Here is a 19,679-nt window from a genome sequence, read left to right on the forward strand (position 1 = left end):
TTCACCATGAGGGTGAAGCATGCCATAGGTGTCAATCCCACACAGCGTCAATACCTTCGCTCACAACACCTCGCGCCTATTGCATCATCCGGGTTGAAAGAGCCTGGAGTCTTATTCCGTGATTCGCGCTTTCCACTCGTCCGAGTTGCCTTTCAGCTCCGGCGCATACATCGCCTCAATCTTCGTGGGCAGGGCGCTGAAACGGCCAGGGATCTCGGCCTTCACGCGGTAGCTTAGGTTGTGCGTACCTTTGGGTAGCCGCTCGGCAAAGAAGGCCACTTTCTCATCGCGGAATTCCTGATAGGCAGGCAGGCCCTCGTAGGTCCAGCCGCTCTGCACTTTTACCGGTTCAAAACCGGCGGGCTTTAGGTCCTCAATCAGAACGTATTCGTAGTCGTTTTTGCTTTCCACGGACAGCTCCACTTCGATGAGGTCTCCGCTCTTCAAGGGGCTATCGCTGGCGATTTCCTCGCGACGATATTTCAGCCCGGTCTGCGTCACCACCTGGCCGCGCCCGCCCGCCACTTTCTGCTCCGGCTTCTCCTCGATCAGCTTGTAAAACTTGCGCCGCGCCTTCACCTCCAACCCGGAGGCGGGGATGTTATCTTCTTGCGAGAAGACCGTCAGGTACGCATTCACATAAAGAGGGGATTCGCCCAGCTTGCGAATCTCCAGCGTGTGCTCGCCCGTGGTCAGGGCCTCGCCCTCCAGCAGTAGGCTGCCATCAAAGGTGAAGAGCGTCTCCTTCGTGATCTCCACCTTCTTCAAAGACTTGCCGTCTAGGAGTACCTCCAGCGTCTGCTGCGGGTTGGTTTCGCCGCTGGCCTTCGCATAGATGGCCAGGGCCTCGATGACCGCCGCCGTATCCTTCGTACTGTTCCAGTAGGTGCCGTTACGGCGATTGTTCAGCAGGTACTTGGCGATTCGTGGGGCCGTTTCGTCCTTCGGATTCGCTGCCACCAGCAGTCGCAGAAAGACCGCCTGAGTTTCGATCTGGTCCTCATACCAATACCACCACCAGCCTCCCTGTGGCAGATCCAGATAGGCCGTCTGGTTCTCCTCATCCTGTTTCAGGAACTGCCGCAAATTGCGCAGGCACATGTCGCGGCGTTCATCCTCCTCCACCGCATCGCACGTTAGGCCCAGCAGGGCCACGCTGTAGCGGGAGAGCTTCTCACGCTGTTCATAAAGCTGGTCACGCATGGCCTTGTTGCCGGCTTTGTACTCCACCAGCACGCTGTGGATCAGCGCATCCAGATTGTCCGGGTAGCTTTTGCGGTCCTTGTGCTTCACAGGCAAATTCAGCCGGCGCAGCTCCTCCGCCTCATGACGTGCCAGCCATTCCACCCCTTGGCGGATCAGGCCATCATTCAGGTCAAAGCCGATGCGCTCCGCCGCCTTCAGGCCGTGCATCACCACCGCCGTGATGTGGGGGGAGGACTCGCGCCCGCCGGGGAACCAGCCCCAGCCGCCGTCGCCATTGCGCATGGCCTCCAGCCGGGCCAGGCCCGTCTTCGCCATCTTCTTCACTTCGTCCTCATCAAAGACAGGCTCTTGGTTAGGCCGTCCCTTCCACTGCTTCGCACGCTCCTCCGGTTTGCCGATCTGCTGGGCATTCAGGTTCGTGAGTTTTTCCTTCACCGCTTTCAGGTCCACGCCCAGGTCCTTCAGCACACCCAGGGTGATCACCGTGGGGACAAAGCGGTTCAGCGTCTGCTCTGTGCAGCCATAGGGGTAGGCCACCAGATACGGCAGCGCATCCACCAGCGCCATCGCCAGCGTGGGGGAGTAGCGCACCTCCAGGCGGGACTGCTCCGGCTTGCGCTCCGCAGGCACCTTCAGCGTCAGCTTGCCACTGGCCTCATCCGGGCGCAGGGCCAGGCTCCAGGAGTCCGTCTTCAGCAGGCCGTGGGTGTAGGCCGGGAAGGTCATCTCCATGGCGTCGCTGTCCTTCTGCGCCAGCGCCTTCACGCGGATCTTCGCCTCGCCCTCGCCGGTGACTTTCACCCGCCAGTCAAAGCGCTTTTCGCCATGCGCGCCGATGTCCGCCGCTGCCTGGGTGGCCTGCCCTTTCTCCAGAAATTCCAGCACGCCGCCCTCCAGCTCCAGCACCGCTTTCACACTCTGCGCCACGTCCATTTCATTGTGGACGTTGGCCGAGATCACCACCTCATCCTTTTCCACAAAGAAGCGCGGGGCCTGCAGCCGCACCATCAGGTTCTTCCGCGTGATGACCTCCACCGCCGCCTCCCCCACCTGCGTGGACGGGCCCATCACCCAGGAGCGCAGCTTCCACGTCGTAAGGTTGTCCGGCAGCGTGAAGTTAAACTCGCCCGCGCCCTGCGCATCCGTGGTGAAGTCTGCGATCCACACCGCACTGTCCGCTAGATTGCTGCGGATCATCGGCTGCGGGCCTTCTTCTGCGTCAGCAGCAGCACCGCCTGCGGCAAAGGCATCTGCAGACATCTCTATGGCCATCGCCACAGGCGCAGGGGCCGCCATCGGCGCACCGGGGGGGGGTGGGGGGGCCATCGCGAGACCTCCTTCAAACTTCATGCTCATCCGCCTGCTTGCCATGCCACCTGCCGCAGGTGCACCTCCAGAGGCAAAGGGATCGCCCGCATCATCCGCCACGCTGCCGCCAAAGATCCCCAGCGGACTCATCCAGCCCCCAAGGCCCGTTTCTAGCGCGTGGAGGGAATCTGTTACCTGCGGGTAATGGCTGCGCTTCCAGCCCCAGAAAAAGGGACGGATGTCTTGCTGATTGCTGCCACCGGAGATGTACTCCAGCGCCTTGTCATAGGCCGTCAGCACCACCTTGCCCACAAAGGGTTTTCCGTCCTGGTCCTTCACCAGCACCTTTACCTTCGATCCCTGGCCAGGCAGATAAGTCGCGCTGTCCGGCGTCAACTCCACCGTGGCGATGCGCTTCTTCGGCGGAACGATGATCTGGCGTGTCACTTGGTGTACCTTCGCCGCGCTCACAGTGTAGGCCTCCAGAAAAACATTCGGCTGGTCCGCCTCCGTCAGGTTGAAGCGGTGCGTCGTGCTCTTGCCCTCCAGCTTGATCCACACCGGGTCAGGATAGGTCCCGTTTTCGGTCCGCAAAAACAGCGCCACCGTGCTGCCGGGGCGGTTCGTGTTCAGCGTGATTTCCACCTCTTCTCCAGGCGCGTATTCATCCTTTTGAGTGATGAGTTCCAGGTCGTCAAAACGGTAGTCTTTGCCCTCCTCAAAGCCCTCGCCACGGGCCGTGGTGAAGCTGATGCCCTCGATCTCATGCCCCGCCTTGTCCTTCAGCTTGACCGAGACACGATACTGCCCGCCCTGCGCCAGGGTAAAGCGCGCCTTCACCATCGGCTCGCCCTCTTTCAGCGTCACCTCGGCGGTGTGCACAGCCTCTTCCGTCGGCTGGCCATCCTTGCCATACGTGATCCGATAAACGGTTAGGCCGCCTGTGGCCTGCACCTCGCGGCCATCCAGCGTGCGCGCATTCACCGTCGCCTCCGCCACTTCGCCTGTCTGGTAGTAGCCCTGGTTCAGCGAGACATAGACCTCAAACGGACGCCGCGCCGCCAGCACGCTGCCCGTGCCAAAGATCGTGCGGCGGCTCTGGTCCGTCACCTGCGCCTCGATGGTGTAACGGTGATCTTCCTGGCCATGGAGTTCCTTCGCGAGTGCGGTATCCACCTGGATGGTGAAAGTGCCGTCCGCATTCAGCGGGGATTCGCCTTCGGCCACCAGCTCCGGCGGGTCCGAATGCCAGCGCACCCACGGGTAGCGCGGGATGCAGAAGCACCAGCGCTCCGCCCCTGGATACCAGTCATAATAACTCGCGCGCCAGCCATATCCCGCGCCGAAAAGCCAGTCCCACGGACCGATGGGAAACCAGCGCTCCGTATGTGCGCTGCGCTGTACGTTGTACTTCACCTTCCCCTCCTTCACCGGACCACCAAAGTAGTAGTCCGCCTTCACCTTCACCTCAAAGCTATCGCCCAGCGCCACCGGTGTGGTGGGCGCCTCCACCTTCACTTCAAACTCCGGTTTCTTGTACTCCTCCACGCGGAAGTTGTGGTTCCCCACATGCTCCAGGGCTCTACCTTTCCTCTGCGCTGCGAAGGTCATCACGTAGCTGCCTAGGGTGGCCTCATCCCCCAGCATCAGCACGTCGTTGATGGCCCCGGATTCATCGGCCTTGAAGGTCTTTTCCGTCACCTTTTCACCACGCGGATCCGTGATGGTCACCTTCATCATCGCATCGGCAAAGACATTGCTGTCCAGCTTTGGATCATAGCCCACCTGCCGTGCCCAGGCCTTCCACTTCACCTCCTGGCCCGGACGATAGACCGGACGGTCCGTGATGGTGTAAAGGCGGGTCTGCGCATCGTATCGGTCCCGCCCCTCATGAAAGTACAAACCCTGAAAGCCCAGGAACGCCAGCCGCCCGTCTGCCGCCTTGGCCTGGATCAGCCACTGGTAGTTATCCATCTTCGCCATGTCTGACTTCACCTGCCCCGCGGCATCGGAGGTCAGTTGCAGGTCCTTGAAAGTGTAGTGCATCTGGGGCCGGCGCAGGATCTTGCTCTCCTTCCACTCCTGATGATAGCCAAAGAACCGCACCGTGGCGCCTTCGACAGGGGCGCCCGTGGCCGCATCGGCGATGAAGTAGTGCCCGCCCTTGGCCTGTTTCGTCTGCACGATCACCAGACCCTCCAGCCACAGCAGTGCCTTGGTCACGTGTCCGCCTTCAAAACGTCCCTCTACCAGCCAGGCCCCGGCCTCCTTCAGTGGTGTGGGTACCGTCACCCGGCGGTCCCAGTGGTTCTCACGTGGCTCCAACTTCTGCTCCCAGGTCACTGCATCTCCCATGAGATATTTCTTTCCATTGCCTTCCTCCAGCAGGCGCTGGCCGATGCTCTGGATATTCGCCCGCTGCCACTCAAACTCCTTGGGCGAGCTGCGCAGGTACGCCTCCGTATCCGCCAGCAGCTTGGCCACATTCACCCGGCGGGCGGAAAAGGAAACCTGCGTCGCATTGCGAAACGTCAGCGACAGCTTCGCCTCACTGCCTGCAGCCTGGGCGAGCTGTGGATCCAGGTGGCCCTGGTTCGCAGTGATCTCCCAGAGGCTTGTGGACATCTCGGCGACCATGGAGCCTTCCGCCGTGCTGAAAGAATCTGCCCCGCCCACATCCGGCAGGAGATTGGACGAACTGGGCTTTAGCTTCTTTTCCAGCAGCTTTTGCTCTTTCTCCGTCAGCTTCGGCAGTACTGCGATGCCATTTTTCAGGGCCTCCACCGCCTTTGGATACTGGCGACGGTCCGTCCACTCATCCGCCAATACCTTCCAGATTTCCGCCCGTCTCATGGCGCTTTCCTCAGGATCATTCGCCCGGGCTTTCAGCAGTTCCATGAAGCTCCACTCAGGCGGCAGCGTGAGGCGCTTCGGCCCCGTGGCCAGCCGCACCACCGTTTCATCATCCTTCAGCGTGTGCAGCGCCGCGATGCCATCGCGCTTTGCCCCTTCCTTTTCATCCGCCTCAAAACGCAGCCCCAAGTCCTCCAAAGTGCGAACTGAGAACCACGCCTTCGCCAGCTCCGCCAAGATCCGCAGCGACTCCTTCATCTGCCCCGGGTGCAGTTTTCCTATCTCCTGCCACAGCCACAAAATGCGCTCGCCATCATTCCGGGCTGCTGCCCAGGACTCCGCCGCCTTGAAGTAAACAGGCTCGCCCTTTTCATCCACCGGGTAGCCCGTGGCCGGATCATCCAGCCCACTCTGCTCATCATAGTCCGGCAGCGGCCCCTGGATGTCGGTCAGGTGCAGCAGGCTCCACACCATCCCCGATTCGTAGAGACCGCTGCCATGGTAGGAATGACCAGGCATCAATCCTGAGGCCAGCAGGCTCATCACCGTGATCTTTTCCGCCACGGTCGCCTCCGCAGGTTGCGCCTTCCATGCCGCCTCCAGCAGTTGCAGCTCGCGATGGCGGTCGCGCTGCTGCGTTTGCACAAAGTTGCCCCCTCGGGCATAGCGGTAGGCTTGGCGCTGGAACTTCCCATCCACGATCTGCCCGCTGTGCTCCAACCTCCCAAAATCCACCGCCGCCTGCAAAAGTAGGTTCCAGTTTTTCGGGTGAGTCTTCACCGTCATCTCCAGCACCTCCTCCTGCTCCGCCGGTGCATTCAGGCTGGCCAGTGCCTGAAAGGTGGCAGCTAGCAGCTCCGCCGTCGCATCCGCCCCCTTCAGTCCCGCCTTCCCCAGGTCCGCTGCCTCCCGGTGATTGCCCTGCTCAGTCAGGGCTTTCACTTTCTCCAAGGTCGCCTGGGCATCTTGGGCTGGGGTGGGGGTAGGCATGAGAAGGAAGACGAGGGGGAGCCAGAGAAAATATTTCATACCGCAGTGTGGGTTTTACCAAAGCGCATCACGAGAGACAAGCCCGCCTCTTGGGGTGTTCAGGATCTTTTTCGTCAAATTTGCGTCCCGCCATCTTCAAGAGAAACGAGAACCCACGATCCGCTCCCAGTGGAGTGCGGAGGCTCAAAGAGACGGGACTTGGCAAGTACTGCTCCTTGGGAGGAGGGAAGGCAGGCTTGTTAAAAGTAGGATGGACTGTTTTAATCAGCCAAGTGGCAGGTCCCAGGAGGCATGGCGAGTGACCGTTCTCCGTCATCGTAGCAGGGATAAGTGGGCTTTTGGAAAAGCCTTGGGATACCGCTGGGATTCGGTTAGTAGAAGTCACTTAGATTCATGAATCGGCTGCTTCTTTTCCTCTGCCTCTGGCTCACCGGTTTTGGTGGCCTGGAAGGACGAGCCTGGGGAGGGATGTTTCAGGGAGAAGAGACTGCCTTGCATGCCTACGACGAGGCGGAAATCGTAGTCGGTCTAAAGGGCACAGCTCCCCTGGAAAGCGCGGCTTCAGTTGCCCAGCAGCATGGGCCCGAAGATGCCTACGATGCGTGGCCATCCCAAGATTTCCATGCGCAGATCCATTGCCGGGGATGGATGCCAGATGGCCCCAATTTGTATGCCTATGTCCAGCAGAACCCTTGGACGAAGTTCGATCCGTTGGAGCTAGCTAGTGATTGGTCGTCTATACACAGTGAGGCATGGGATATGGCTTCAGAAGAACTTTATAACGTCGCAGATTTTTTTAGTTTTGTAGATGGCCCAATAACTCAAGCTAGACACGAGAGGCATAAGAAAGAAAACCCCACCAGCGCAAAAGTAATGGAATATTTGGTTTATGCCGCAAGTCAACCTGGTATGTTTGGGGGAATAAACGTCCCTAGAGTGCCAAAGGTGCCTAGTGTGCAAAAACTACCTAATGCACCAAAAGGGCCGAATCCCACCCCTTTGCCTAAGTCAGAACCCGTTCCGGCTGCTTTACCTGCGGCATCCCCAACAGCAACCGCTTCTGGCACGGTTGCTAATGCTGAAGCGGCTGTTGTAACTACAATGGATCCATCATTGATTAGATTTAGTCAAAATACTATATCTAACAATTTTAGCACTGGTGGGACTGTGAAAAGTTTGGCGGCTGACCTCCGCGCAGGGAAAGTGAATGCAACGAGCGTTCCACCCATAAGAATATTTGATAAAGATGGTTTGATGTTTACATTGGACAATCGGCGACTTGCTGCTTTCCAGAAGGCGGAAGTTAAAGTTCCATATCGAATCGCGACATCAGAAGAAGTCGCGAAAGATGCTAAGAAGTTTACGACCACGAATGAAGGGAAATCCGTCGAGTTTAAAAGAAATAAATGAATTATGAGCGAATCAAAGCAGGACAAATCAATATTCACTCGCAAAGACTTTGTCGTATTTATTCAAGGAATGGAGAAAGATTTTCGGACTAACCACGAAGATTGGGAAAATAAAGATATACCCAGCTTTTTGGATGCATTAGGGAGGTGGGTTGAAGATATGGATGGCTATTATATGAATCATGGTCTGGAGGTCCCGAAAGAACTGACATGGAAAGTTTTATGTGACATATTTGATGCAGCAAAGATTTATGAGTAATATCAAGGCGTGCCGCATTTGCTCGTAGCAGGAACTTTTTATTCTTTCGGGTTTGATCTCGGCATAGTGGGTCTTCAAGCCATCCGCCGCGCTGCGGCGGAGCCGGGTCTAACAAGAGGTTAGGTCAAATCAAGCCTTGCTGGATGCCCCTTTGGATGGCCTGGATGAAGCCCGTCGCGTTGCAGATGAGGCGGATGCGGTCGAGGTGGCGGGCCTTGTAACGGGAGGGAGGGCGGAAGCCAGGGACGATGCTGGTGGCGGTGACGCCGTAACCGTAGCCGGGGGTGGTCCAGTAGAGGGAGCCTTCATACTCGACCTCTTCGCGGCCCATCCAGTGCCAGGCGCGGAGCCTGCGTGCGCCGCCATGAAATGCGCTCTTGAGCTGGCCCCAAAAGAGACGGTTGCCGAAGATGGAGGGGCATTTGGACAGGATGCCGTACTCTGGGCCTGGGGCGGGCTTGCGGGGGTTGACGTCCTTGAAGAAGAGGGACCAGCGGCGGTGGTTGATATCGTGCTCCATCTTTTTGCGGGCCAGACGGCGAACGCGGACCCACTGCTGGGGGGTAAGCTGGAGGATGTGAAGCTCACCGACGGGAAGCCGGGTGCGGGCAAAGGTGCCCCAGTAGCGCCCGGTAAAATCACCCGGTCGGGTCTGGTCGGACTTGCCGAGGTAGGAGGCCAGATAGTTGATGAAACCTCCGTGGTGCTTGATGGGCTGCGGCCACCTCGCCTCATTTCTTCTTTTCTACCAGCAACCACACAGCCGAGTTCCGGTCTCGCAGTGTGGTGCCGCGCACATCCTCGTTGCGTAAGGGGTAGTCGGCAGTCACGGTCGTCATTGGTTCCTGTAGGGGCCAAAGCTGAAACAGCAGAGGGGATTGGCTTGGCTCCGCGTTTGTGGCTGCCACCAGCTTCACTTCCACATCGCCGCCCTTTTCTGGCACTGGCACCTCTGCCGCTGCAACTCCGGGGGGCAATCCGCTGACGCGTAGCACCGTTGTTTGTTTGTAGCCGTTCAGGGGCTTCACATTCACCTTCACCACGGCAGTCTTGCCAGGGGCCAGCGCGATGGGCTTGCGCTCAGGCAGGGTCACGGCCACATCCGGAGCTGCCGGAGAGAGATCAATCACGTAATGATGGTTAGGCCCGCCTTGATGAAACTGGTCCTCCACGATGATCTGGTATGCGCCGTCCGCTGCCGCTGTCCAGGTCGCGTTTGGGTCTGGCTGCTCGCCCTGGTCCACGGCGGTGGCCAGCACCTTGCCATCGGGCCCTTCGATGCGCAGTGTGGCATCCAGGGATAAACCGAGTTGTCGGGAATACAGGCGCGCCTGTCCCTTCTCGCCCTTTTTCAGGATTAGAGAGTAGCGGTCCACATCGGCCTTGTCGGCGATTCCCCCTGCCAGCGTCAATGTGCCTGTAGGCACCGGAGTGGCCTGGGCGGTGGTATTGTTAGGCTCTTTTTCCATTAGGGCGGGCTTTTCCACCGCCAGCACCTGGATGGGCTGCAAGGCCCCTGCCACGAGGATCTGCCGCACTTTGTCACTGCTGTTGGGCAGCGTGGTTGCATCTACAGTTAGGCCAAGTTTTTTTGCATCCAGCCCGCTCCCCATCTGGGTGACTTCCGTCTTGCCTCTGGTGGCGAGCGCTGCGGGGTGCAGGTGCGTGACCACGGGACCGGTGCTGAGATGCAGGCGATAGACTACCGTGGGGCCGCCCGTGAAGCGCACATCAGCCAGAGGCGGATGGGCAAAACCTGCGAGCTGCACGGTGTAGTCCCCATCCTTCGGTGCGGTGTAAACCAGACGCGGATCCAGATTCCGCCCGTCGCTCACAGTCAGCACGCGCAGGCCCGCAGGATCCAGCACATGCGCCATCACATCCACGGGAGATCCCAGCGCATAGGCCTCTACCAGTGCGTGCAGCGTCTGCCCCGTCTTCAGGGTCACGGTGTAGCCGTCCACATCGCCACTCTTGTCCAGGCGGGCATTCACACAGGTGGGCAGCTTGGCCACGGCCTGGCCTTTACCCACCATGTCGTTAGGCTCCGCCTCCGTGATTTCTGGGTGTTGGCCGATGCTGAAAACGCGCGGGTCTGAAATGCCGTCTGCATTCAGTGCCACGATGTGATGCAGCCCTGGCCGGGCCTGCGGAGACACCGTCACCTGCCACTCGCGTTTTTTGCCCGTCGGCGTGAGGTAAAGCCCCGGCGCATCCGTCCATAGACGTACCGTGTCATCCAGCTTGCCCGTGGCTGCGAGTGTGAAACTGCTGCCAATCTGTCCACCAGCAGGGAACAGTGCTTCTAGCTTGGGTGCCTCCGCCCACAACACCCCTGTGCCCAGGGCCATGGACAAAAGGAGACGGTGGGGCCACACGTGCCGCAGTCGGGTCAAGGGCTTCACGCGAAGAGCTCTTTGATGGGCTTGCCGCCGTTCACGAGCTGCACCGGACGCCCCGTGTTCGAGTGGAGGACCTGATGCGGATCAATGCCCAGCTTCGTGTAGAGGGAGACGGCAAAGTCTTCTGGCGAGTAGATATTCTCCGCCGCGTAGTAACCTTTAGGATCGGTCGCACCGATGATCTGCCCTCCAGGAATGCCCGCGCCTGCCATCACCACACTCATCGCCCCTGGCCAGTGGTCGCGGCCCGAGTCTTTATTCACTTTTGGGGTGCGGCCAAATTCACCCAGACAGATCACAAGCGTGCTATCCAGCATGCCGCGCTGATCTAGGTCTGTGATGAGGCCACTCAGGCCTTGATCCAGCTTTGCTGCGTAGCCGTCTTTGAAGGTCTTAAAAATATCGCGATGATGGTCCCAGCCACCCCAGTAGGCGACGGTGAAGGACACGCCCACTTCAGCGAGGCGACGCGCCAGCAGCAGTCGCTGGCCAAAGTCATTTTCACCATACAGCTTGCGCGTGGCTTCAGGTTCTTTGCTCAATTCAAAGGCGGCTTGGGCAGTATCGGAAGTGACCAGTTCCATGCCCTGCTGGTAAAATTGATCAAAACCCACCGTGGGATCTTCTGCGGCCTTGTGGTTGATACGCTTTAGGTTATCCAAAGAGGCGCGTAGGCTATTGCGACTGAGCGCCCGGCCTTCGCTGATATCTTGGGGAATGGCCAGATCGCGCACTCGAAAGGACTTGCTGCTCGGGTCGCCGCCGATGACGAAAGGTGCATGCTGCGCGCCGAGGAAATTCGGACCACCAGAGCGTGTCACACTGGGCAGGCTCATGTAGCCAGGCAGGCCACCCCGCACGCCGCGCTCATGTGAGACCATGGAGCCAAACGAGGGATGGAACGAGACAAAAGCCCCGCAGCCCACCGGCACCGGTGTGGGCGTGCCTGTCATCAAATAATGGTTCCCGCCGCCGTGGTTCGGGTCCTTGTGGCAGAGCGAACGCAGGACCGTGAACTTGTCGAAGCACTTCGCCAGCTTCGGCATGGTTTCACAGAAATGCACACCCGGCACGCTGGTGGGGATGGATTTGAACTCGCCCCGGATCTCACGCGGCGCATCCGGCTTCGGATCGAAGGTTTCGTAGTGTGAGGGGCCACCGTCCAGCCAGACGAGGATGCAGTTGATCTCGTCTGGGCTCGCCTTGCCTCGCGCCTGGGCAGCTTGCGCCCGCATCGCTAAGATGTCTGAAAACGCGACCCCGCCGATGGCCCCGAAGCCGATCTGGAGGAAGTCGCGACGGCCCACGCCCGCGCAATTGTAATGAGAACCTGAATTCACTGCCCAAACCTACGACGAAGCCGTGGGCGGTCTTGCGGCGGCTTTATTCCTTTTGAAAAGAACCTCAACCCCCATTTTAAACCAGGTGCGTTCGTCACGGCCCAGCAGACCCAGCATGAGGAGTGCGAAAAAGATGACGGAGAGTGCCGTGATGGTCATGATGATGTGAAAATACGTCGCCTCCTGCAACCACTGACGCGCCAGGAAAAAAGCAGGGGCCATTAGGGCAGTGCTGCGGATAAGCGGTAACCACAGGCACTGCCAGGCCACGGTGCGCCAAGATAGCCCAACCTTGCTCACCACCAACCACGGCATGGCCACGCCATACACGAGACTCATGACCACTAGGCTAGCGATCGCTGCGCCTGTGATGCCTTGATGCCGTACCAAGACGTAAGTCAGCAAGATATTTAAAATGATACCGACGAGGAAGGTTAGCGCCAAGGCGCGATGGCGAGCCAGGCTGATGAGCAGATGGCGGGCTGGGATCTGTGCTGCGCCCAGAACGTGAGGGAAGATGAGGGCTAACAAGACTGGGGTAGCCTCGGCTGCCTGCTGAGGCACCCAACGGGTGAGAAACGCCGGACCGATAGCCCACAGAATGCCTCCACCAATGACGGCGACTTGAACAGAAATGCGAGATGCGGCGATAAAGCCACGCTCTAGCCCACTGCGATCGTCGGCCCCGTCCAATTGACTGAAGGCTGAAAGTAACTGAGCCCCTACAATGGAGTAAGCCACATCATAAAACATGATGGCAAATTTTTGACCCAAAGAATAAATGCCTGAGGCAGCACTGCTGATGACGGCGGCAAGGATGAAGATGTCTGTGCCGCTAAAGCTAATGCGCTCACTGGTGGTGAGGAGGTAACTCCAGCGAGAGAAAATAAGTAACTCCCGAGCCTTGTGCCGCTGAGTCCAGTGCCATCGAACCAAAGGGAAGAATGCGCGGTCCATAAGCGCCATGAGGGCGAGTTCACCCAGGCCCCCGATGGTGTGGATCCAGGCTACGGTGACCAGCCCTTTGCCATGTCCCAGCGCCCAGGCCACCGCCACGGTGCAGAGGAGCACCCGAGTGATGGCTGCGATGGCGATGATGTCACGCCGCAACTGACTCTGGAGATGCACCAGGATAGGTCGGACTAACCAAAAGGCTAACGAGCTGATGGTGAGGGCAACGACAACATGACGCGCTTCCTCCAACTCGTGGACTTCGGAAAGAAACCAGGGCAGGGTGAGCCAGGTGATCGCTCCGGCAATTTGAGCGATGACCCCAATAATCAGCATGCCCAGGGTGCCTGTACTCGCGGTGCGGCGGAGGTCATCCACGTCTCCATTGCCAATAGCCCGCGCTAGAAAGCGCGGCATGGAAGTGGATAGCCCCAGATCTAGGAGCAGGAACTGAGAAAAAATGCCTGCTAGGATGCCCCAAAGGCCAAAGCCATTCTCTCCCAGATAGTAAACCATCCGGGGGGTGATCCACAACCCACAGGCGAGCCGGACAACCTGCTCAATCACGTGCATCGCGGATCCGCGCACGATTTTGGGCATGAGGCTCATGGTCGGGTCTTCTCCAGGCTGCCTGTTTTCGCATCGGAGAGATGTTTTGCAAGCAGTTCACCGATCAATCGTGAGCCTTCTTGATTGAGGTGCGTATCCAGGATACGATTATAAACGAGGCTGCCGCTTTCGGCGGAATTTCTTAAGACAGGGTAGGCGTTGATGAAGTGAATGTTTTGGCGTGTACAGAGTTCCTGCATGTAAGTCGGCAAGGTGCCGGGCTGCCACTCGCGTAGCGTTGCCTCAGCATCCGGTGTGAAACGCACAAGGCCATGATACGTGCGATTATTCGCCGGAATGTAGAGGAGCCAGGGCTCAAGCTCTAACCTCGTGCAAGTCTGTGCCCACTGATGGATGACATCGTCTAAAAGTGCTTTTTGAGCCGAGGAAAAAGACTCAGGATCCAGAGGCATGGGGGCACCACGGATGGTGATGGGTATCTCTGGGGTGGCAGTGGTCAGCCAAGCATTTTGATAGCGAATGGCGGGAGTGCGAGAAATGAGGTGCTTCGCTACTTGGTAGGAAGCTTTGATCAATGAAGTCTGGGGCCGGGGTGTGCGATCTGGACGCCAGCCACTATCACGATATTGTTGGAGGTGGGACTGCTCCTCTTCGGTATCGAGGATGTCATTGCCTTCGTAAAAAGCCAGGATGGCTCGATGCGTGGAAGGTCCTTTGCCGAAGCGGCGTAGATACTCCAAATGGGCCAGGGTGCCAGTATTACAGACGCCTAGATTGCGGATGCTGGTGCCACTGCCTTGAGCCGCCACGGTGGTGAAAATCTGTTCGTAGGGTAAGGCTCCTGATTCGGTGAAGGAATCCCCCACCACGACCGCTTGCCAGTCTGTCTGATCGTTGGGATTACGGAAGCCATTGGCATCATAATGAGCGGTGAATTCGGCTTCATCCTCATAAGCGCTATCTGTGCCGTGATTGATCTTTAGGAATGTGGAGAGAGGACGTCCTGTCCAGGTAAGTGGACCCGCCCGGGTAAAATAAATTTCTCCCAAGGGACGGTCGGGCATCCGCAGGCAGAGCGGATAGTGGGCGCGCGGGTCATCGGTCTGGCCTGTGAGATTATTGAAATTGACCCCTGCCAAACGAAAGCCTCCTTCAGCAAGGCCCAGCATCAGAGTAAAAACAATCAAGTTGCCCGTCAGCCAACCTACAAAACGTAAAACCGGTCCCTGAGGTAGCCAAGCTGCTAAGCTGGCCCAAATTAGTCCCCCCAGGACGGCGATGACGCCTAACCAAAAGAGCAGAGATTGGGAACTGGGCTGTAAAATCAATCCCAGGCCGCCACCCATTGCAGCTAAGGCTAACCCTGTGATAAGAGGCAGCCCGCGTTGGTAGTGTTTGGCGATTTTGTCCGACCCTGTTTGATCCATGCGTGGTGCAGAATAGATGGGGGTAACAGGTATCGTCAAGATAGGGCCGTGAATGACGACCGTGTTACTCGAATGGTGGGCTGGCGGTGATCAAAAGCCAGCCTTCCATTACATTCCGTAACGCGGATAACGCTCCTTCAGTAGTTTTCGAAACTCACCCGCTTTATCAGCTTGCCCGGCTTTCTCGAGAGCCTTGGCTGCTTTATCCATGGCTTCAGGAGTGACTTCCTCATCATCGAAGAACTGCGCGGGGAACATGAATTTGCCTGCGGCAGCCTTGTATTTTTCAAGAGCACCGGCTGCATTGCCAGCTTTTTCCAAGCTCTCTCCTGCAGCCAGAGCGACATCGCCTTCTAAGATCAACAGCAAAGCCTGAGGTTTACCATCTTTGGCAAAGCCCAATCCTTCCTGAGCGATTTTTTCAGCTTCTTCAATTTTTCCCAGCCCTAATAACGCACGGCCTTTCGTCATGAGCGCGCGAGCTTTAACGGCGCTTTCTGGGGTAACGGCCAAAAAGTGATCGGTGGCTTTGATCGCAGACTCGTAGTCCTTGGTTTCTAAAAAGGCCATTCCAAGGTAATTCCAAACACGCGGGTCCGTGTTTTCGGGAGTGTCAGGAGTTGTGGCCAGATTCAGGTATTGGGCGGAGCGTGCGTAAAGCTTCGAATCGTAAAGTTTCAGCCCTAGCCAGGAAACTACGTTGGGGGGGATGTTTGCGTTCGGGTTGGCTTTGCGGTAGTTATCAATGGCTTTGCTGAGGCCATCTACGTTTTGCTGGGCGTAAGAGGCCAGCATCAGCATCTGACTTGCACGATCGAGGTTGGCGGCTTTATCGGTTTCAATGGCTTTTTCTAGAGCAGGGATGGCCTTGTCCCATTCTTTTTGATCGAAGTAACCACGACCAATCCCATACCAAGCCTGGCCCGCAGCTTGGCTGCGCGGATACTTGTTCACGAGCATTTCAAAGGCCGCGACCATGGCTTTGGGGTCGCGCTGCTCCATCGCGATGAGTCCTAACTGCAAGTAAGCGATTTCTGCCGCTTCTGAGCTGGTAAATTCTTTGACCACACGCTGGAAGTCGCCGACGGCTTTCGGCAAGTCTTTAGCTTCACGATAAGCTAAACCACGGCGTGCTAAGGCCTTGGGCTTAAACTCATGGGCGGGGTATTCCGCGAGGAATTGGGTAAACGCGCCGATGGCTTCCTGGTGACGTGTTGCTTCCGCTAGAGCCCAGCCTTTATTGAAGAGTGTGCCGGGTTGCAGCTTGATCGGCAGTTTATCAATCTGTACTTCCACGTAGCTATCAGCTGCTTTGCCATAGTCTGCTTTGTTGAAATAGAAATCAGCGCGGATGAGGCGAGCGAGATTGAGGAATTCATGCTGAGCGCGCTCTTGGAGGTGACGCTGAATGAAGGCATTGGCAAATTCGCCCAGATCCTTGTCATCAAGAAGATAAAAGCAGTAGAGTTTCCAATAGCCAGCTTCAAAAGCTTGGTCAGTTGTCGGGTATCCCTGTTCGATCATGAGATAAACCTCCACCGCTCGGGCATAGGCTTTCTTCATGCGATAGGCATTGCCCACGAGCAGAAGCATTTTCGGACGTGTTTCGCCTTCAGGAAGCACTCCTGAGTTGCGATTGTAGTTATCAATCACCCCATCGTAGTCGCCTTTAGCAAAAAGGGCCTGCACGACACCGACCAGCGAGATGCTGCGGTTAATCGGGGTTGTCTCTGGGTAGCTCAGAGCTTTTTCAAACAGAGGGACAGCCACTTCGGGTTTCCCCGTTTCTGCATAAAGGACGGCTGCTTTCACGCTGGCCTCTGAGAGCACGGCGTTGTCCTTGCTGAGTTTTAGCAATTCTTCGAAAAGGGGCAGCGCTTCCGCCTTTTTATCTTCAGCGAGATAAAGCGTGCCAAGCATGAGAAGGCCTGCTTCGCGATAGGGATTGTCGGTGGTAGTCGCCAGGACTGATTGCAGAGCTGCGCTTTGTCGTTTGCTATCACCCAGCATCTGATAGGCACGAGCACGATTGTATGCGGCAGCCAGACGCACCTGGGGAAGGGGGGACTTGGCCTCTGCAAAGGCAAACTGCTGGGCAGACTCTTCGAAATTTTTACCGTTGAAGCGCATGGCTCCGAGACGATAAGCCGCTGAAGGAGCACCTTCAGAATTCGGGTAGCGACTCACGACCTCTGTGTAGTAGGCCTCGGCTACCTTCAGTTGGTTCTGCTTCATGTAGCACTCACCGATGCGGAAGAGTGCCAGAGGTACCTGAGCGCCTGAAGGGTAATTTTGTAAATACTGGCCGAAGGACTGAGCTGCAATGGCAAATTCCCCGCGATCATAGATCATGTTCGCGTAATCAATGAGATCCTGATCAGGGGACTTCGGTTTTGCAGGGGCCGCTGGCTGGGCTGGAGCCGCAGGCTGCGCAGACATAGTGCTGGGATCCACCGGAATGGCACGCGGTATCGGCTTGGTGGGGGCCTCTTCGTCATCCACAGGGATGGCACGGGGCACAGCTTGACCCAAAAGGGCCGTAGCGCAAAGGCATGGCAGGAGGACTAAACGGGACAGTTTGTGGCGGCGCATCTTACTTCTGGGTTGCCGTCTCAGGCTTTTGCGTGGCAAAGGCGATGTTGTAGATACCTGCTTTTTGGCAGGCGTTGAGCACGTTGATGATGTATTGGAAATTGGCCACCTGGTCACCTCTCAAGATCACCGCTTGGTCTTTGTAGATGGAGGTGATGTTCTTCAGCTTCACGAGCAGCTCTTCCTCGGTCAGGGTCTGCCCATTGACGATGATTTCGCCTTCGGATTTGATGTTGATGACGATCTCACCGACATTTCGAAGTTCTTCTTCCTTCTTTTCTTTCTCGTCTGCCGCGGGCACGCTGATGTCCAGCACCTGCTCATTTTTCGCATAGTGAGAAGTCACGGCGAAAAAGATCACCAGCAGGAACAGCACGTCCACCAGCGGGGCCAGCTGCATGGGGGTGGGTTCGATGGAATGCTGTTTGCGAAAGTTCATGGTGAGTCAAAGACTGTTATTCACCGCTGCGGTTCACGACTGCGCGAGCAGCCCGTTTGTATTGAACGGCCAGCAGGGCCATCAGGTGTGTGGTGGCAGCCTCCATCTCGCAAATGAGACGATTCACTTTACCGCGAAAGATGGCGTAGAAAATGAGTGCCGGAATGCCAATCACCAAGCCGGAGGCCGTGCACAGAAGGGCTTCGGAAACACCTTGGGCCAAGCCCAACTGATTAGACCCACCGTATTCTTTGCCAGAAATAGCGTGGAAAGTGGTGATCATGCCCAGCGTGGTGCCTAACAATCCCAACATGGGTGCGACAGCTCCGACATCCCCCAGGTAAGCAATTCGGGCTAACAAGAGGCTCGACTGGCGATTGCCTTCGGCTTCGGTGACTTCCTTCACTTCTTCAAAGCTTGCGGTTGGGTTGCGTGTGGCAAAGTCCAGCGTTTTAGCGGTGATGCGGGCTATGCATTCATTGCGCCGATTGCACACGGCTAACAGGCCAAGGTAATCTTGTTTGCGAATAAGGGCGTCGGCAGAATTCATGAAGGCATCACTCACCACTGTTCCCTGCCTAACGGTAAAGGTGAATAGCACGATCAAAAAGGCGGTGACCATGGATAATATAATCAGTGGGTAGGCCATCACCCCAGTGCTTTTGATGAAACCTTTGAGGGTCAGCGCATTTGCAAATGGGTTTTCTGGATCTTCGCCCGCTGCTGCATTTGTCACTGGAGTGATGGTTTCACCCGGAAGCGTGACGGCGGAAGGTGGGGAGGATGCTGGAGTTTGGGCATGAGCCACAGGGGCCAACCACGTCATCAGGACAGTGAGGATGGCGAAAGCGAAAAAAGTAGGGCGATGCATGGGCGGGCGACAGTAGGCGCGAGGGTGAAGGATGCAAGAGGCGAGAACCGACGGATTTAGAAGCAGCATACGGGCAAAAAAACTCACCCTTCACGAGGAAATTGGCTTTTCCTTGAAGAAAGTCTCCGCTTCCATGGGGCTTCTTATGTTTTTTAGAATTGCACTTACTTTCACGGCTTTGGCCCTTGTCTTTAGCCCTCAGACGCAGGCTCAGGAAAAGAAATTCACTGCCAGTCCAGGACTCCAGCTCTACAGTCTTCGCTCAAGCTTCAAGCTGAAAGGCGTCAGCCGTACCTTAGATACTGTTAAATCCTTCGGTATCACGAATGTGGAACTGGCGGGCACCTACGATCTCAGTGCTGAAGCTTTTAAGCAAGAATTGAGCAGCCGTGGGCTGAAAGCTGTGAGCGCTCATTTTCCGTATGCACGTTGGAAAAAAGAGCCTGAGGCTGTGGCGCAAGAAGCTAAAGGTCTGGGCCTGGAATATGCTGGTTGTGCCTGGGCTGACCACAAAGCGCCCATGGATGAGCCTCAGGCACGTGAAATCGCTGCTACTTTTAATAAGGCGGGTGAAGCGTTGGCTAAGGTCGGCATTAAGTTCTTTTATCACCTTCATGGTTTTGAATTCCAGCCATGGAAAGATGGGGAGACCCTGGCTGATCTGATTATCAAAGAGACCGACCCCACCAATGTGAAGTTCCAGATGGATGTCCTCTGGGTTGTGTTTCCGGGGCAAGACCCGGTCAAGCTACTGGAAAAATACGCTGGTCGCTGGGAATTGATGCACCTCAAAGACCTCAAAAAAGGTGTCGCCACTGGAGATCTCTCCGGCAAGACCGATGTCGAAAACGATGTGACCCTGGGCACGGGGCAGATGAACTGGCCTGCCATTCTTTCCACCGCAGAAAAAGTGGGCGTGAAGTATTACTTCATCGAAGATGAAAGCTCCATTTCAGAGAAGCAGATTCCCGCGAGTGTCCAGTTTTTGGGCAGCGTGAAGTGGTAATGAGATTTATTCGTGGGGAGGGGCATGAGTCCCTCCCCATACTTTAGGCAGTGTGG

At 57.1% G+C, this 19,679-nt stretch carries 12 protein-coding genes; 3 read left to right on the forward strand and 9 right to left on the reverse strand.

Translation table 11 applies throughout. The features are described 5' to 3' along the window. Positions 1–111: 111 nt before the first annotated feature. Positions 112–6,396, reverse strand: coding sequence for an alpha-2-macroglobulin family protein (locus HNQ64_RS10520; RefSeq protein WP_221305410.1), 6,285 nt, complete (start codon positions 6,394–6,396; stop codon positions 112–114). Between the two features lie 354 nt (positions 6,397–6,750). Here HNQ64_RS10520 and HNQ64_RS10525 point away from each other — a divergent pair, with 354 nt between their 5' ends. Together HNQ64_RS10525 and HNQ64_RS10530 are read left to right on the forward strand one after the other, a co-directional pair. Continuing rightward, on the forward strand, positions 6,751–7,767 hold the full coding sequence (locus tag HNQ64_RS10525; protein ID WP_184208288.1) for a hypothetical protein: 1,017 nt from the start codon (positions 6,751–6,753) through the stop codon (positions 7,765–7,767). A 3-nt stretch (positions 7,768–7,770) separates the two neighbouring features. Beyond that, positions 7,771–8,025, forward strand: a complete 255-nt coding sequence (locus HNQ64_RS10530; RefSeq protein WP_184208290.1) for a DUF7660 family protein — start codon at positions 7,771–7,773, stop codon at positions 8,023–8,025. Between the two features lie 124 nt (positions 8,026–8,149). On the opposite strand, the gene HNQ64_RS10535 is transcribed toward HNQ64_RS10530, so the two are convergent. The 8 genes from HNQ64_RS10535 to HNQ64_RS10570 form a co-directional block, all read right to left on the reverse strand. Continuing rightward, positions 8,150–8,545 carry a hypothetical protein gene (locus tag HNQ64_RS10535; protein WP_184208292.1) on the reverse strand — a complete coding sequence of 132 codons (396 nt, stop codon included), beginning with the start codon at positions 8,543–8,545 and terminating at the stop codon, positions 8,150–8,152. Positions 8,546–8,756: 211 nt separating this feature from the next. Continuing rightward, positions 8,757–10,376, reverse strand: a complete 1,620-nt coding sequence (locus HNQ64_RS10540) for a PPC domain-containing protein (RefSeq protein WP_221305411.1) — start codon at positions 10,374–10,376, stop codon at positions 8,757–8,759. 50 nt (positions 10,377–10,426) lie between these two features. Then, positions 10,427–11,767, reverse strand: coding sequence for a DUF1501 domain-containing protein (locus tag HNQ64_RS10545; protein ID WP_343075890.1), 1,341 nt, complete (start codon positions 11,765–11,767; stop codon positions 10,427–10,429). Between the two features lie 9 nt (positions 11,768–11,776). Beyond that, complete coding sequence (locus HNQ64_RS10550; protein WP_184208296.1) at positions 11,777–13,327, reverse strand: MATE family efflux transporter; 1,551 nt, start codon at positions 13,325–13,327, stop codon at positions 11,777–11,779. Beyond that, the gene (locus HNQ64_RS10555) at positions 13,324–14,715 is read right to left on the reverse strand and encodes a hypothetical protein (RefSeq protein ID WP_184208298.1); all 1,392 of its coding nucleotides are present in this window, start codon (positions 14,713–14,715) and stop codon (positions 13,324–13,326) included. Before HNQ64_RS10555 ends, HNQ64_RS10550 begins: the two co-directional genes overlap by 4 nt. A 108-nt stretch (positions 14,716–14,823) precedes the next feature. Continuing rightward, positions 14,824–17,307 (reverse strand): tetratricopeptide repeat protein, encoded by a 2,484-nt coding sequence (locus HNQ64_RS10560; RefSeq protein ID WP_221305412.1) that lies wholly within the window; start codon positions 17,305–17,307, stop codon positions 14,824–14,826. Position 17,308: 1 nt separating this feature from the next. Continuing rightward, positions 17,309–17,746: an ExbD/TolR family protein gene (locus tag HNQ64_RS10565; protein WP_184208302.1), complete on the reverse strand. Its 438-nt coding sequence runs from the start codon at positions 17,744–17,746 to the stop codon at positions 17,309–17,311. Positions 17,747–17,762: 16 nt separating this feature from the next. Then, positions 17,763–18,617, reverse strand: a complete 855-nt coding sequence (locus HNQ64_RS10570) for a MotA/TolQ/ExbB proton channel family protein (protein WP_246431020.1) — start codon at positions 18,615–18,617, stop codon at positions 17,763–17,765. Positions 18,618–18,762: 145 nt separating this feature from the next. Between HNQ64_RS10570 and HNQ64_RS10575 the strand changes: the two genes are divergently transcribed. After that, on the forward strand, positions 18,763–19,623 hold the full coding sequence (locus HNQ64_RS10575) for a sugar phosphate isomerase/epimerase family protein (RefSeq protein ID WP_246431021.1): 861 nt from the start codon (positions 18,763–18,765) through the stop codon (positions 19,621–19,623). Positions 19,624–19,679 lie beyond the last annotated feature (56 nt).

This window comes from Prosthecobacter dejongeii, assembly GCF_014203045.1.
Lineage (GTDB): Bacteria > Verrucomicrobiota > Verrucomicrobiia > Verrucomicrobiales > Verrucomicrobiaceae > Prosthecobacter > Prosthecobacter dejongeii.